Genomic DNA, 15,914 nt, shown 5'->3' with positions numbered 1-15,914 from the left:
ACAGCCGGTCTGATTTTTTTAAGTTTTCATACCAAGGAGAACAATTTGCTCGAGGGTACGAGTTTCAATGAGCTGCAGATTCGTCTGGCGACCGCCGACGACATCCGTGGCTGGTCGTTCGGCGAGGTCAAGAAGCCGGAGACCATCAACTACCGCACGCTGAAGCCTGAAAAGGACGGTCTGTTCGGCGAACAGATCTTCGGCCCCAGCCGCGACTGGGAGTGCGCGTGCGGCAAGTACAAGCGTGTGCGCTACAAGGGCATCGTGTGTGAGCGCTGTGGCGTTGAGGTCACGAAGTCGAGCGTGCGCCGCGAGCGCATGGGCCACATCGAGCTCGCCGCTCCCGTGACCCACATCTGGTACTTCAAGGGCGTGCCGTCACGCCTCGGGTACCTGCTCGACATGGCGCCGAAAGACCTCGAGAAGGTCATCTACTTCGCTGCGTACATGATCATCGACATCGATGAAGAGGGCCGCCACGAAGACATGGCCGAGCTTGAGGCCGAGCTGCGGCTCGAGCTGAAGGCGCTCTCTGACCAGCGCGACATCGCTGTTGCTCAGCGCCAGCAGCAGGCCGAGACCGACCTGGCAGCGCTCGAGGCAGAAGGGGCGAAGGCTGACCAGCGCCGCCGCGCCGAGGCCTCGGCCGAGAAGGACATGACGCTCATTCGCCGCGGCTTCGACGACGACATCGCTCGTCTCGAGCGCGTGTGGGACGACTTCCGCAGCCTGAAGGTTGGCGACCTCAAGCCCGAGGACGCGGTGTTCGCAGACCTCATGGATCGCTACGGCGATTACTTCGAGGCCTACATGGGCGCAGAGGCCATCAAGAAGCGCCTCGAGGCGTTCGATCTTGAGGCCGAGGCCGAGCTGCTGCACCTGCAGATCGCCGAGGGCAAGGGTCAGAAGAAGATTCGTGCGATCAAGCGCCTGAAGGTCGTCAGCGCCTTCCTGCAGACCGGCGCAAGCCCGGCCGCGATGGTGCTCGACGTCGTTCCAGTGATCCCGCCCGAGCTTCGCCCGATGGTGCAGCTCGACGGTGGCCGCTTCGCGACCTCTGATCTCAACGACCTCTACCGTCGCGTGATCAACCGCAACAACCGTCTCCGCCGCCTGCTCGATCTCGGTGCTCCCGAGATCATCGTGAACAACGAGAAGCGCATGCTCCAGGAGGCAGTTGACGCGCTGTTCGACAACGGCCGCCGCGGCCGCCCCGTGACGGGCACCGGTAACCGTGCGCTGAAGTCGCTCTCTGACATGCTCAAGGGCAAGCAGGGCCGCTTCCGTCAGAACCTGCTCGGTAAGCGCGTTGACTACTCGGGCCGTTCGGTCATCGTTGTCGGCCCGCAGCTCAAGCTGCACCAGTGTGGCCTGCCGAAGCAGATGGCGCTCGAGCTGTTCAAGCCGTTCGTCATCAAGCGCCTCATGGATCTCTCGCACGCACAGAACGTGAAGGCCGCAAAGCGCATGGTCGAGCGTTCGCGCAGCGAGGTCTGGGACGTGCTCGAGGAGATCATCCGCGAGCGCCCCGTGATGCTGAACCGTGCACCTACCCTGCACCGCCTCGGTATTCAGGCGTTCGAGCCGCAGCTCGTTGAGGGCAAGGCGATTCAGCTGCACCCGCTCGTCTGTGCTGCGTTCAACGCTGACTTCGACGGCGACCAGATGGCAGTGCACCTGCCGCTGTCGGTCGAGGCTCAGGCCGAGGCGCGCGTGCTCATGCTCGCGTCGAACAACATCTTGAAGCCGTCTGACGGCCGCCCGGTGACCCTGCCGTCGCAGGATATGATCATCGGCCTGCACCACCTCACCACGGTGAAGAAGGGCGCAGTCGGCGAGGGTCGCGCGTTCGGCTCGATCGCTGAGGCAATTCTCGCTATGGACGAGCACACGCTCGACCTTGGCGCGATGGCCAAGATTCGCCTCACCGGGTACACCGACGCTTCGGGCGTTACCTCGGAGAAGCCCGTGCTCGTCGAGACCACGCTCGGCCGTGCGATCTTCAACGAGGCGCTGCCCGCTGACTACGTGTACTTCGAGCAGGTCGCCGACAAGGGCACGCTCTCGACGCTTGTCAACGACCTCGCCGAGCGCTACCCGAAGGTTGAGGTCGCTGCGACCCTCGACCGCATCAAGGACGCCGGCTTCCACTGGGCGACCCGCTCGGGCGTGACCGTTGCGCTGTCTGACATCGTGACCCCGTCGAACAAGGCCGAGATTCTTGCGGCGCACGAGAAGGACGCGGCTGCGGTGCAGAAGCGCTTCGACCGCGGTCTCATCACCGAGCAGGAGCGTCACGCCGATCTCGTGAAGATCTGGACCGAGGCGACCGACGAGGTTGCTCAGGCGATGCGCGAGGCGTTCCCCGAAGACAACACCATCTTCCGTATGGTGTCGTCGGGTGCCCGTGGTAACTGGCTGCAGATCCGTAACATCGCGGGTATGCGTGGCCTCGTGTCTGACCCGAAGGGCGAGATTATTCCCCGCCCGATCATTAACTCCTATCGCGAGGGCCTGTCGGTGGCTGAGTACTTCATCGCGACCCACGGTGCGCGTAAGGGCCTGGCCGATACCGCGCTGCGTACCGCTGACTCGGGTTACCTGACGCGTCGTCTCGTCGACGTCTCGCAGGATGTCATCATCCGCGAGGAAGACTGTGGCACCCGTCGCGGCCTCGATCTGCCGATCGCGGCTGAGGTTGACGGCGTCATCGTGCGCGACGAGAACGTCGAGAACTCGGTCTACGCCCGTACCCTCGCAGCCGACGCAGTGAACGCTGCTGGCGACGTCGTCGCCGCGGCTGGCTCCGATGTTGGCGACGTCGCGATCGACCTGCTCGTCGGCGCCGGCGTCACCGAGATCAAGGTGCGCTCCGTGCTCACCTGTGAGTCGGCTGTCGGCGTGTGCGCGACCTGCTACGGCCGCTCGCTCGCGACCGGTCAGCGCGTCGACATCGGCGAGGCCGTTGGCATTATCGCGGCGCAGTCGATTGGTGAGCCGGGAACCCAGCTCACGATGCGTACGTTCCACACCGGTGGCTCGGCGTCGGCAGACGACATCACGCAGGGTCTGCCCCGCGTGCAGGAGCTCTTCGAGGCCCGCACCCCGAAGGGTGCGTCGCCGATCGCTGAGGCCGCAGGCCGCATCACGATCGAAGACACCGAGAAGAGCCGCCGCCTGATCCTCACGCCAGACGATGGCACCGAGGAGAAGCAGTACCCCGTGCTGAAGCGTTCGACGCTCATCGTCGAAGACGGGCAGCACGTGCAGCTCGGCCAGCCGTTCATTCAGGGCACGCTCGACCCGAAGGACATCCTGCAGGTCGGCGCAACCGAGAACGACAAGCACATTCCGGGCGAGCGTGCCGTGCAGAAGTACCTCGTCGAGGGCGTGCAGGGCGTGTACCGCTCGCAGGGCGTGCCGATCCACGATAAGCACATCGAGGTCATCGTTCGCCAGATGCTGCGCAAGGTCACCGTCGTCGACCACGGCGAGACCGAGCTGCTCCCGGGCGAGCTCGTCGACCGGTCGCGCTACCAGCGCATCAACCGCGAGGCGCTCGTCGACGGCAAGCGCGCCGCGACCGCGCGCCCCGAGGTCATGGGTATCACCAAGGCGTCGCTCGCGACCGAGTCGTGGCTCTCGGCGGCCTCCTTCCAGGAGACCACCCGCGTGCTCACGCAGGCAGCGATGGAGGGATCGAAGGATCCGCTCGTCGGCCTCAAGGAGAACGTCATCATCGGTAAGCTCATCCCGGCCGGCACCGGCCTGGGCGTGTACACCGACGTTGATGTTGCCGCGACCGAGGAGGCTCGTGCAGAGCGCTACCCGAACCGCATGTACGCGGGCGAGGGCACGTTCGACGAGAACGACTTCTCGTTCGTCGACTTCGACACCTTCACCTCTGACGAGTTCAACCCCGGCAACTACAGCTAGCGGGTTCGGCGGCCCGCGAGAGCGGGGCGCCGGTCAGACAGTGGCGCGGGCCTCCACCTTCGGGTGGGGGCCCGCGCTCGTGTGTGCGGGCCTGGCTCAGGCACGGCCTCGGGGCTGCTCGGGCCTGGCTCGGGCACGGCCTCCGGGCTGCTCGGGGGAGGGGGCGGTGTGCGTTGCGGATCCGCACCCCGCGCGCAGCGGCCCTTCGATCGGAGATCTGCGCTCACACGCGCGCACGCCGCGCTGCGGCACCGATAGACGGCAGATCTGCCGGAGTTGCGCAGCGAGCGCCGAGCGGCCCGGCGCGCGGCGGGCAGTTTCGCGCCACACTTCCGCGCGGGATAGCGCATTTTTGACGCATAGCTTGTATCGTGGCGACTGAACGCAAGGCAGTCGAGAGGTAGACCCATGAGCGATGAGCGCGAAACTCCCGTCGATCCCGGCGCGCCGGTAGAAGAACAGGCGGCAAGCGAGGGCCAGGTGCAAGACGCCGTAGACCGGGCGACAGGCATCGTCGACGAGCCCGCGGGCGAGGTCATCGTCGTCGACGCGAGCGGCACCGTGGTCGACCCCGCGCCAGTGAGCGCAGTGAGCGGCGCTGACGCCGATACGACGGCCGTCGCAGCCGGCGCCGAGGCGCTCGCCGAGCGGGCACACCGTGAGCAGGCAGCGAGCGTCGACACCCAGCTCGACCTCGATACACCCGCGGGCAAGGGCCCGCGCATCGCGGCATTTGACGAGACTCCGTCGGCCGCGGCCGAGACCGTTGTCGCTGACGCGGCGCAGCTCGCAGACCCCGCCCGCGACGGCGAGATTCGCATCAGCGCAGACCACCCGATGGCTGCGCTCTACATGCAGTCGCCCATGCCGCCAGACCTCAAGGGCAACCGCGGCGCAGGCGTGCTCATCGCGCTGCTCGGCACGGTCGCGTTCGCGGCGTTGTACGCCGGGCTCATCTCGGCGATGATCGCCCGCGACTTCCCGCCGTCGACGTTTCTCAGCGAGGGGCTGCTGCCGTGGGTGACCTCGTGGGGCTTCATCGCTGGGGTTGCAGCGTTCTTCCTCGGGCTCACCATTCTCGTGCTGATCTTCGGTCGTGCCGGGTGGTGGGCGTACGTGATCTTCAGTTTGTTCGTTGGCGTGATCGTGTGGGTCGCCACGACCGCAACCTTCGCTCTCGCTGGCAGCCCGGTGGCTGACCTCGAGGGCGCCACCGGATTCCTCGCGACCGCGCGCTCGTTGGCCTTCACGCTGCCAACGCTGGGAGCCGCGATTCTGGGGCGCGAGGTCGCGATCTGGTTCGGCGCGTGGATCGGGGCCCGCGGGCGCCGCGTCACCGCGAAGAACGCGGAACTGCTCGCCGAGTACGAGACCGCGCTGGCCGAGGTGCGGGCGAAGCAGTAATGGTCGAGGGCGCGAAGCGGGGAGTCACTCGGGGGTATGTCCTCGGGCTCCTCGGTGCGACCCTGGTCGTGGCCGCCGCCCTCGTCGTCGCCTCGTGGGGCCTGCTGGGCTTCGCGCTCGGGCGCGAGCCCATCGAGACCGAGAACGTTCCGCTGTGGTTCGGCGTGCTGAGTATTGGCCTCGGGCTCGGCATGCTCGGGGTGATGCTGTGGCGGCAGGCGCTGTCGCTGCTGCGCGGTCGGAAGAGCCCAGTTGCCGGGATAGTGCTTGGTGCCGCCTTCGGCATCTACCTGCTCTGGGGCCTCGCGGGCATCGCGGCCGGCCTGAGCATTCGCGAGACGTGGCTGAGCCCGTTCGCGCTGATCTTGATGCCCGTCTGGGCGATCGCCGTGGTGGTGTTCTGGCTCGTGCTCGCCAGGCGCATCTACACCGATCGGCCGACACCGCAGTGGCCGTGGGAGCGGCGCGAGGAGCGGGAGTGAACCTCGTGGGCGTAATCGATAGGCGCGTCAACACCGCGGTTGAGGCGTGGCTTGCATGGCTGCCGAAGTGGGAGCCAGCCGCCTACCGCGCGCGCAGTCGCATCTGCCGCAGGTGCACGGGCTCGCCGGTGCTCGTCGCCTCCGGCATTCCAGACGCCACGCCCCACCAGGTGAAGCACGCGCTCGTTTCGCGGGTGCAGCGCATCGTCGATCGGCTCGTCGATGACTACACGCAGGAGAATTTGCCGATGCTCCACGCGGAATTGACGGGGGCGGATCTGTGGCGCGTTGGCGGCTACGACCCCGCGGCAGGGCTCGACCCCGAGTTCGACGGCCTCGACCCCGACCCTGAGCCGGTGGCCGACGACCAGCCGTTTCTGTTCACGATGGCAGGCCTAGCCGAGGAGTCGAGGCCCGACCCGCCGCTGCCACGGCCGCCCCTCAGCGCCGCTGAGAAAGATCAGTTGCGGCGCGAGATACAGCTTGCCGACCTGCGGGCCGCCGATGTTGGCAACGAGGTCTGTTTCGCGCTCATGGGGCATCGCCCGCGAATCTCGGCGGCGATCGATAGGTTCGTCGAGCCGCAGGTGCGTGCGATGCTCGACGAGCTGTCGCGTCAGCTCGAGCCGCCGGCCTAGCGTGCGGCGCCGGCCTAGCGTGCGGCGCCGGTGCGACCCCCGCGCGGGGGCGCCACCCTTGCGCGGAGGCGCCACAGCGCGTAAAGTTATTCCTTGGTGCACTCCACCTCGTTCGCGCCTGCGCGAATTCGGGGGAGAGCTCCGAGGGTCACTCGCTCCCAGAGCTGATACCCCCACGGCATAGCTGCACTCGGATTCGAAGCCCAGGCCGAGAGTCCAGCAGCTCCGCGCGTGCGCAAGCTCGCGCAAATGCTCGCCCATTTGAAGCATTCCTGTCACCGTGCAGGACTACTAGGAGAATCAGTGCCTACTATTCAGCAGCTGGTTCGCAAGGGGCGGTCGCCGAAGGTCACTAAGACCAAGGCTCCCGCACTGAAGGCGAACCCCCAGCAGCGCGGTGTGTGCACCCGTGTGTACACCACCACCCCGAAGAAGCCGAACTCGGCGATGCGTAAGGTCGCTCGTGTGAAGCTTTCCAACGGAACCGAGGTCACGGCCTACATCCCCGGTGAGGGCCACAACCTGCAGGAGCACTCGATGGTGCTCGTGCGCGGCGGTCGTGTGAAGGACCTCCCCGGTGTTCGTTACAAGATCGTGCGCGGCGCACTCGACACGCAGGCGGTCAAGGACCGCAAGCAAGCTCGTAGCCGCTACGGTGCAAAGAAGGTGAAGTAATGCCCCGTAAAGGTCCTGCTCCCAAGCGTCCCGTAGTTGCCGATCCGGTATACGGCGCACCCATCGTCAGCCAGCTCGTCAACAAGATTCTTGTTGACGGCAAGAAGGGCCTCGCAGAGCGCATTGTGTACAACGCGCTCGAGGTCGTTGCTGAGAAGAGCGGCCAGGATGCCGTGGTCGTACTCAAGAAGGCGCTCGATAACGTGCGCCCCACCCTTGAGGTTCGCTCACGTCGTGTTGGTGGCTCGACCTACCAGGTGCCCGTAGAGGTCAAACCGCACCGTGCGAACACCCTCGCACTGCGCTGGCTGACCAGCTACGCAAAGGCCCGTCGCGAGAACTCGATGACGGATCGCCTCACCAACGAGATCCTCGACGCATCCAACGGCCTTGGTGCCGCTGTGAAGCGCCGCGAGGACACGCACAAGATGGCAGAGTCGAACCGCGCGTTCGCTCACTACCGCTGGTAGTCATCTGAGTGAGGGGCGGGTCGGAACCCGACCCGCCTCTCACTTGCGGGTTCGCCCGCGACCCACACTCTTACATCCCCACCCCGGAGGAGACCCCCGTGGCACAAGACGTGCTCACCGACCTGAGCAAGGTCCGCAACATCGGCATCATGGCCCACATCGACGCCGGCAAGACCACCACCACCGAGCGCATCCTGTTCTACACGGGTGTGAACCACAAGCTGGGCGAGACCCACGACGGTGGCGCGACGACTGACTGGATGGAGCAGGAGAAGGAGCGCGGCATCACGATCACGTCGGCCGCCGTGACCTGCTTCTGGAACAACAACCAGATCAACATCATTGACACCCCCGGCCACGTTGACTTCACCGTCGAGGTGGAGCGTTCGCTCCGCGTGCTCGACGGCGCCGTCGCCGTGTTCGACGGCAAGGAGGGCGTTGAGCCCCAGTCCGAGACCGTCTGGCGTCAGGCCGACAAGTACGGCGTTCCGCGTATCTGCTTCGTCAACAAGATGGACAAGATGGGCGCCGACTTCTACTTCACCGTAGAGACCATCGTCAGCCGCCTCGGCGCGAAGCCGCTCGTCATGCAGCTGCCCATCGGCTCCGAGAGCGACTTCGTCGGCGTTGTCGACCTGCTCACGATGAAGGCATTCGTCTGGGAAGGCGACTCGAAGGGCGACGTGACCCTCGGCGCGAACTACGAGACTCAGGAGATTCCTGCTGACCTCGTGGAGAAGGCCAAGGAGTACCGCGAGAAGCTCGTCGAGACCGTCGCTGAGACCGACGACGCGCTCCTCGAGAAGTTCTTCGGCGGCGAAGAGATCAGCATTGATGAGATCAAGGCCGGCATTCGCAAGCTCGTCGTGAACAACGAGATCTACCCGGTCTACTGCGGCTCGGCATTCAAGAACCGCGGCATCCAGCCGATGCTCGACGCGGTTGTCGACTTCCTGCCGAACCCGCTCGACGTCGGTGCCATCGAGGCACACGACCCGCGCGACGAGTCGGTCATCATTGAGCGCCTCCCGAAGTCGGATCAGCCGTTCTCGGCGCTCGCCTTCAAGGTTGCCGTGCACCCGTTCTTCGGTCGCCTGACCTACATTCGCGTGTACTCGGGTCAGGTCGAGTCGGGCGCCCAGGTCGTGAACTCGACCAAGGGTAAGAAGGAGCGCATCGGAAAGATCTTCCAGATGCACGCCAACAAGGAGAACCCGGTTGACGACCTCATGGCCGGCAACATCTACGCCGTGATCGGCCTGAAGGACACCACCACCGGTGACACCCTCTCAGACCCGAACAACCAGGTTGTGCTCGAGTCGATGACCTTCCCCGAGCCCGTGATCGAGGTGGCTATCGAGCCGAAGACCAAGGGCGACCAGGAGAAGCTCGGCACCGCGATTCAGAAGCTCGCCGAAGAAGACCCGACGTTCCGCGTCAGCCAGAACGAGGAGACCGGCCAGACCGTTATCGCTGGCATGGGCGAGCTGCACCTCGACATTCTTGTCGATCGCATGAAGCGCGAGTTCAAGGTTGAGGCTAACGTGGGCAAGCCCCAGGTTGCGTACCGCGAGACGATCCGCAAGGAAGTTGCGAAGTACGACTACACCCACAAGAAGCAGACCGGTGGCTCCGGTCAGTTCGCGAAGGTGCAGATCTCGCTTGCTCCGCTCGAGGTCGAGGGCGACAAGGTCTACGAGTTCGAGGACAAGGTGACCGGTGGTCGCGTGCCGCGCGAGTACATCCCGTCGGTCAACGCCGGTATCCAGGACGCGATGCAGTACGGCATCCTCGCGGGCTTCCCCGTTGTTGGCGTGCGCGCACAGCTGCTCGACGGCCAGTACCACGATGTTGACTCGTCTGAAATGGCGTTCAAGATCGCGGGCTCGATGGCATTCAAGGAAGCGGCTCGCCAGGCGCAGCCGGTCATCCTTGAGCCGATGATGGCCGTTGAGGTTCGTACTCCCGAGGAGTACATGGGCGACGTGATCGGCGACCTCAACTCCCGCCGTGGCCAGATTCAGGCCATGGAGGATGGCAGCGGTATCAAGATCGTTCGCGCTCTCGTTCCGCTTTCAGAAATGTTCGGGTACATTGGTGACCTGCGGTCGAAGACCAGCGGTCGCGCAGTGTTCTCGATGACCTTCGACTCCTATGCTGAGGTGCCGAAGGCCGTGGCCGATGAGATCGTTCAGAAGGCTAAGGGCGAGTAACATTGCCCCTCGATCTGCGGCGGGGCCAGCCCCGCCGCAGATCACCCGGCTCAGGTCGCGCAGATAGGCCAGAGCTTGTAACATTAAGTACACACCCTGTGCTCGCACCCTCTCGAAACCGTCAAGAGGATTGCAGTGCATGACTGTCCTGAGGAGGACCATAGTGGCGAAGGCCAAGTTCGAGCGGACCAAGCCGCACGTAAACATCGGAACGATCGGTCACGTTGACCACGGTAAGACCACCCTTACCGCAGCAATCTCGAAGACGCTTGCCGACAAGTACCCGTCGGACACCAACGTGCAGCGCGACTTCGCGACGATCGACTCCGCACCCGAGGAGCGCCAGCGCGGCATCACCATCAACATCTCGCACGTCGAGTACGAGACCCCGAAGCGTCACTACGCTCACGTTGATGCACCAGGCCACGCTGACTACATCAAGAACATGATCACCGGTGCTGCTCAGATGGACGGCGCGATCCTCGTGGTTGCCGCTACCGACGGCATGATGGCTCAGACCAAGGAGCACATCCTCCTTGCGAAGCAGGTCGGCGTTCCCTACCTCCTCGTTGCACTGAACAAGTGCGACCAGGTCGACGACGAGGAAATCCTCGAGCTCGTCGAGATGGAGGTCCGCGAGGAGCTCTCGAAGCAGGGCTACCCCGGAGATGACGTTCCCGTCGTGCGCGTTTCGGGCTACCAGGCACTCCAGGGCGAAGAGAAGTGGGTTAACTCCGTTCTCGAGCTCATGGAAGCTGTCGACGCGAGCGTTCCGGACCCGGTTCGCGACCGTGACAAGCCGTTCCTCATGCCTGTTGAGGATGTCTTCACGATCACCGGTCGTGGCACCGTCGTTACGGGCCGCGCCGAGCGTGGCACGCTGAAGATCAACTCCGAGGTCGAGATCGTTGGTCTGCGCGACACGCAGAAGACCACCGTGACCGGTATCGAGATGTTCCACAAGCAGCTCGACGAGGCATGGGCCGGCGAGAACTGTGGCCTCCTGCTTCGCGGCACCAAGCGCGAAGATGTTGAGCGCGGCCAGGTTGTCGTAGCCCCCGGCTCGATCACCCCGCACACCAACTTCGAGGGCACCGCCTACATCCTCAAGAAGGAAGAGGGCGGCCGCCACAACCCGTTCGAGACGAACTACCGCCCGCAGTTCTACTTCCGTACGACTGACGTGACCGGTGTTATCACGCTGCCCGAGGACAAGCCGATGGTTATGCCCGGCGACACCACCGACATGACGGTCGAGCTCATCCAGCCGATCGCTATGGAAGAGGGCCTCGGCTTCGCCATCCGTGAGGGTGGCCGCACCGTCGGCGCCGGCACGGTGACCAAGGTTATTGCCTAGGTTTAAGCCGCGTAGTCTCTGACTACTTCGTAGCCTCGGCTACACCGAGAACCCCGGAGGGAAACCTCCGGGGTTCTTTGCGTCTCACGGGGCGTGCAGCCCGTGCGGCCCTTGCCGCGCGCTATCCTTGAGGATGTTCATAACGTTCGGGTTACGCCGGGCGTTCCGGGGCGAGGGCCCAACCAAGCGAGGGAGAGCGCGTGCGGAAGCCTGCGAGTGGCAGATTTGCACACTTCGTCGAGACCTACGGAGGGCTGTACCTGCTCGACGTGATGGCTTGGGCAGTCGGCATCATCATCGCGCTCGTGCTGCGCTTCGACTTCGTCTACACCCGCATTCACTGGGGGTGGACGCTCGCGGTGATCGGTGTTGCGGCGGCGCTTCAGTTGCTGTTCGGCTGGCTGTTCTGGCTCTATCGCAGTCGCTATCAGATCGGCAGCTTCGACGAGGTGCGCACCGTCGTATTCGCCGTCACCGCGGTGACGCTGGTGACGTGGGTCTTCGCGTTCTACGCCGGGTACGGCAACGGCATCCCGCGATCCACCCTGGTCATCGCCGCCCCGATTACGTTCTCGTTCATGGGCGTCGTGCGCTATCTGCTGCGCACTCTCCAGGAGCGCAGCCTCAAGCCGGCGAAGGCTGAACGCGTGCTGCTCTACGGCTCCGGCTATCTCGGCGTGCAGACCGCGAAGCGCCTGCTCACCGATGCGAAGTCGGAGTACCTGCCCGTTGGCTTTCTCGACGACGACCCGGCCAAGAGTAACCAAGAGGTGCGCGGGGTGAAGGTGCTCGGCGGTATTCAAGACCTCGAGCAGGCGGTTCGCAAGACCGGCGCAACCTCCATTCTCGTGTGCATCGGCGACGCCGACGCTGGCATGCTGCGCAGGCTTGATAGCGACGCCGACAAGCTGGGTCTGAACGTCATGGTGCTGCCGCCGCTCAACCAGCTGCTCGATAACTCCGCTGCGATCTCGAACGTGCGAGAGCTCTCGATCGAAGACATCATCGGCCGTCACCCCGTGCGGCTGAGCACCGAGTCGATCGCCGACTACCTGCAGGGCAAGCGGGTGCTCGTCACGGGCGCCGGGGGCTCGATCGGCTCAGAGCTCTGCCGGCAACTCGTGAACTTTGCGCCGAGCGAGCTCATCATGCTCGACCGCGACGAGACGGCGCTGCAAGAGGTGCAGATCTCTATCGCTGGGCACGGCCTGCTCGACACGAACGACGTCGTGCTCGCAGACATTCGCGACGCGGAGTCGCTCAGCGAGATCTTCCTTGAGCGAAAGCCCGAGGTCGTGTTCCACGCCGCCGCGCTGAAACACTTGCCCATGCTCGAGCAGTACCCTGACGAGGCGTGGAAAACAAACGTGCAGGGCACGCTCAATGTGCTCAACGCCGCACGCGCCGTGAACGTCGGAACGTTCGTGAACGTGTCGACCGACAAAGCTGCGAACCCGACGAGCGTGCTCGGCCACTCCAAACGCGTCGCCGAGAAGCTCACCGGGTGGATGGCGGAGCAGACGGGTGGCAGGTACCTGTCGGTGCGGTTTGGCAACGTCATCGGGAGCCGCGGCTCGATGCTACCGACGTTTCGCAACCTCATCGAGAAGGGCGGCCCGATCACGGTCACCCACCCCGAGGCGACCCGGTTCTTCATGACTATTCCGGAGGCCTCGCAGCTCGTCATTCAGGCGGGGGGCATCGGCCGGCCCGGCGAGGTGCTCATTCTTGATATGGGGGAGCCGGTGCGCATTCTCGACGTTGCAAAGCGGCTCATCGCCCAGTCTGGCAAAGATATCGAGATCGTCTACACGGGGCTGCGCCACGGCGAGAAGCTGCACGAGGTGCTCACGGGTGACGGGGAGGGCAACGAGCGGCCCTTCCACCCGAAGATCTCGCACGCCCACATCGGGGTGATCAGCCCCGACATTCTCGACCACGACGGCTGGGTCGCCCGGCTCGACCTCACCCGCGAGGCCGAGGGGCGCGTGCAGTGACCGCGCTCATTGGTGCGGCTGCGCTCGCGCTCTCGCTCGTGCTGCCGTTCGCGGTGAAGCCGCTGCTCGTGAAGCTCGGCGTGATGGATGTGCCGAACGAGCGCTCCTCGCACGAGAAGCCCGTGCTTCGCGGTCTCGGCCTCTCGGTGCTGATCGCCATCGTCGTGGTAGAGACGGTAGCGGTCGTCAACGTGTTTGCGGTCGACTCCGAGAGCTTCTCGTGGAAAATGCTCCTCGTCATTCTGCTCGGCACGCTCGCGGCTGGGCTGCTTGGCCTCGGCGAAGACCTCAAGGGCGTGAGTGTGCCGGTGCGTAGCGCGCTCCTGCTTGTCATCGCGGCATCAACCTCGGTCGCGCTGATCTGGGTCGTGCGCGCTTACTTTGGCGCGGGCCCCTACTTCGGGTGGAATGCTTCGCAGGGAATGCCAGCACAGGTGCCGTGGGTGAGCCTCATGCCGGCGTGGGTGCTCGTGCTGCTCGCGGTGTACGGCGTGCTGTTCATCTCGAGCTATATCAACGTCGCAAACTTCATGGACGGGCTCAATGGCATCAGCGGGCTCCACGGCGTCATCGCAGGCCTAGCCTTCGCCGCGGCCGGCTACTTCTGGATGGGCGGGGGCTGGCTCACCATCGCCGGCCTCGTGCTCGCGGCCGGGTTTGCCGGCTTTCTGCCCTGGAACCTCACGAAGCCCGGAGCGTTTCTCGGCGACGTCGGCAGCTATCTCCTCGGCGGCGCCGTCGCGGTCACGAGTTTCGCAGCGTTCATCGCCGGCGTCCCGGTGCTCGCCGCTATCGGCCCGACGATCATCTACTTCGGCGATGTCGGGGTGACCCTCGTGAAGCGAGTGCGCAACGGACACAAGTGGGACGAGCCACACAAGGAGCACGCCTACCAGCGGCTGCACCAGCTCGGCATGCCCCACATCGCCGCGTCGGGCATCAACGCTGCGTTCACGCTCGCGGCGTCGCTGCTCGGGCTCGCGTCTATCTTCGTCGCGCCGGTCTGGTGGCTCGTGCTGCTCGTGCTCGGCCTCGCACTCGTGGTCGCGTACCAGCTGCTGCCCGGCGCGCTCGGGCGACGCAGGGCGTCCCGCTAGCGCCCGGTGGCGCCCGCGAGCGCCCGCTAGCGCCCGCTAGAGCCCGCTAGCGCCCGCTAGAGCCCCGCGCACGCCCGGGGCTGAGCGCCGTGAACCCTTGCCTCACCTCCGAGATCGGCACCTGTTTCGCGATGCGAGTGGGTGTTCTCGGAGGCAAGGGTAGGGAAGACGGGCGTGCCGCGGGCCCGAGACCCCGGGCAGCGTGCCTCTATGATGAACCTGTGAGCGAAACCAGGGGATCAGTTTCAGAGCGCCTCGACGCGCTGCCGTTTACCCGCAAGCACCTGCGCGTGCTATCTGGCTCGGGCCTGGGCTGGGCGCTCGACGCGATGGATGTCGGGCTCATCTCGTTCATCATCGCGGCGCTCACGCAGCACTGGGGGCTGACGAAGGGCGAGGGCGGGCTCATCGCCTCGGTCGGCTTCCTCGGCATGGCGATCGGCGCGAGCCTCGGCGGGCTCCTCGCCGATCGCATCGGGCGCAGGCAGGTGTTCGCGCTGACGCTGCTGATCTATGGGCTTGCCACCGGCGCGAGCGCCCTCGCCGGTGGGCTCGCGCTGCTGCTAATCTTCAGGTTTGTCGTTGGCCTCGGGCTGGGTGCCGAGCTGCCTGTCGCGTCAACCTACGTGTCGGAGTTCGCCCCGGCGCGCATTCGCGGCCGCATCATCGTGATTCTCGAGGCGTTCTGGGCTGTCGGCTGGACGGCCTCGGCGATCATCGGGTACTTCGTCGTGCCCGCCTCCGAGAACGGTTGGCGCTGGGCCTTTGTCATCGGCGCGGTGCCGGCGATCTACGCCCTGGTCGTGCGCCTGGGCCTACCGGAGTCGCCGCGCTGGCTCGCCGCGCGGGGGCGCACCGCCGAGGCCGAGAAGATCGTCGCGGGCTTCGAGGCGTCAGCGGGGCTTTCGGCACCCGGCGGCAAGCCGGCGGGTGCGCTCAGGCCCGAAGGCGGCGCGGCCGCGGGCGGTGGCGGATCCGCAACTGCTGTCGGATCCACCGCGGCCGTCGCATCGACCGCGGGCGCGCAGGCCCCCGTTCGCAACCGGCTCGCGGCGATCTGGGCGCCGGAGTACCGCACGCGCACCGCCGCGATCTGGGCGGTGTGGTTCTGTGTGAACTTCGCCTACTACGGCGCGTTCATCTGGATCCCGAGCATTCTCGTCGACGCGGGTTTCGGCCTCGTGCGCTCCTTCGGGTTCACGCTGCTCATCACGCTCGCGCAGCTGCCGGGGTACGCCGTCGCCGCCTGGCTCATCGAGAAGTGGGGCCGCAGGCTGACGCTCTCAGTGTTTCTCATCGGATCTGCGGCATCGGCGATCGCCTTCGGCACAGCGACCACCGAGGGCGCGATCATCGGCGCTGGCATGGCGCTGTCGTTCTTTAACCTGGGCGCGTGGGGCGCGCTGTACGCGGTGACACCGGAGATCTACCCGACCTCGCTGCGCGGAACCGGCGCTGGCTGGGCTGCCGGCTTCGGCCGAATAGCGTCGATCATCGCACCGCTGCTCGTGCCGGTGCTGCTCGGCGCCGGGGGAGCCGGGCTCACCTTCACCGTTTTCGCCGTGTTCTTCATCGTGGCCGCCGCCGCGGCCTGGGGGCTCGTCGAGTACCGGGGGAAGACACTCGACGAGAGCTGAGCTCGGCG

The 15,914-nt window shown here is 65.6% G+C and carries 11 protein-coding genes; all 11 read left to right on the top strand.

The features are described from left to right. The first annotated feature begins 45 nt into the window (after nt 1-45). Nucleotides 46-3,936, top strand: a complete 3,891-nt coding sequence (locus ABD115_RS01985) for a DNA-directed RNA polymerase subunit beta' (RefSeq protein WP_343957682.1) — start codon at nt 46-48, stop codon at nt 3,934-3,936. A gap of 408 nt (nt 3,937-4,344) precedes the next feature. Beyond that, entirely contained in the window at nt 4,345-5,340 is a 996-nt protein-coding gene (locus ABD115_RS01980) for a hypothetical protein (RefSeq protein ID WP_343957680.1), read from the top strand. Continuing rightward, entirely contained in the window at nt 5,340-5,822 is a 483-nt protein-coding gene (locus ABD115_RS01975; RefSeq protein ID WP_343957678.1) for a hypothetical protein, read from the top strand. Before ABD115_RS01980 ends, ABD115_RS01975 begins: the two co-directional genes overlap by 1 nt. Nucleotides 5,823-5,827: 5 nt before the next feature. Beyond that, complete coding sequence (locus ABD115_RS01970) at nt 5,828-6,460, top strand: spermidine/putrescine ABC transporter substrate-binding protein (protein WP_382388816.1); 633 nt, start codon at nt 5,828-5,830, stop codon at nt 6,458-6,460. A 303-nt stretch (nt 6,461-6,763) separates the two neighbouring features. Continuing rightward, a complete protein-coding gene (gene rpsL / locus ABD115_RS01965) occupies nt 6,764-7,135 on the top strand; it encodes a 30S ribosomal protein S12 (protein WP_343957675.1) in 372 nt (123 codons plus the stop codon). After that, entirely contained in the window at nt 7,135-7,605 is a 471-nt protein-coding gene (rpsG, locus tag ABD115_RS01960; RefSeq protein ID WP_042544729.1) for a 30S ribosomal protein S7, read from the top strand. The genes rpsL and rpsG overlap by 1 nt, the downstream gene beginning before the upstream one ends. Before the next feature lie 98 nt (nt 7,606-7,703). Further along, the gene (gene fusA, locus ABD115_RS01955; protein ID WP_343957673.1) at nt 7,704-9,818 is read left to right on the top strand and encodes an elongation factor G; all 2,115 of its coding nucleotides are present in this window, start codon (nt 7,704-7,706) and stop codon (nt 9,816-9,818) included. Between the two features lie 163 nt (nt 9,819-9,981). Then, on the top strand, nt 9,982-11,175 hold the full coding sequence (gene tuf, locus ABD115_RS01950) for an elongation factor Tu (protein ID WP_343957671.1): 1,194 nt from the start codon (nt 9,982-9,984) through the stop codon (nt 11,173-11,175). A gap of 200 nt (nt 11,176-11,375) precedes the next feature. Then, nucleotides 11,376-13,172, top strand: coding sequence for a polysaccharide biosynthesis protein (locus tag ABD115_RS01945; RefSeq protein WP_343957669.1), 1,797 nt, complete (start codon nt 11,376-11,378; stop codon nt 13,170-13,172). Next, nucleotides 13,169-14,269 carry an MraY family glycosyltransferase gene (locus ABD115_RS01940; protein ID WP_343957667.1) on the top strand — a complete coding sequence of 367 codons (1,101 nt, stop codon included), beginning with the start codon at nt 13,169-13,171 and terminating at the stop codon, nt 14,267-14,269. The genes ABD115_RS01945 and ABD115_RS01940 overlap by 4 nt, the downstream gene beginning before the upstream one ends. A 221-nt stretch (nt 14,270-14,490) precedes the next feature. Beyond that, nucleotides 14,491-15,906 (top strand): MFS transporter, encoded by a 1,416-nt coding sequence (locus tag ABD115_RS01935; protein ID WP_343957664.1) that lies wholly within the window; start codon nt 14,491-14,493, stop codon nt 15,904-15,906. The last annotated feature ends 8 nt before the right edge of the window (nt 15,907-15,914 follow it).

This window comes from Leucobacter albus, from assembly GCF_039528015.1.
Classification (GTDB): Bacteria; Actinomycetota; Actinomycetes; order Actinomycetales; family Microbacteriaceae; genus Leucobacter; species Leucobacter albus.
Note: the sequence above shows the minus strand (reverse complement) of the source record. Positions and strands in the feature narration are given on the sequence as shown.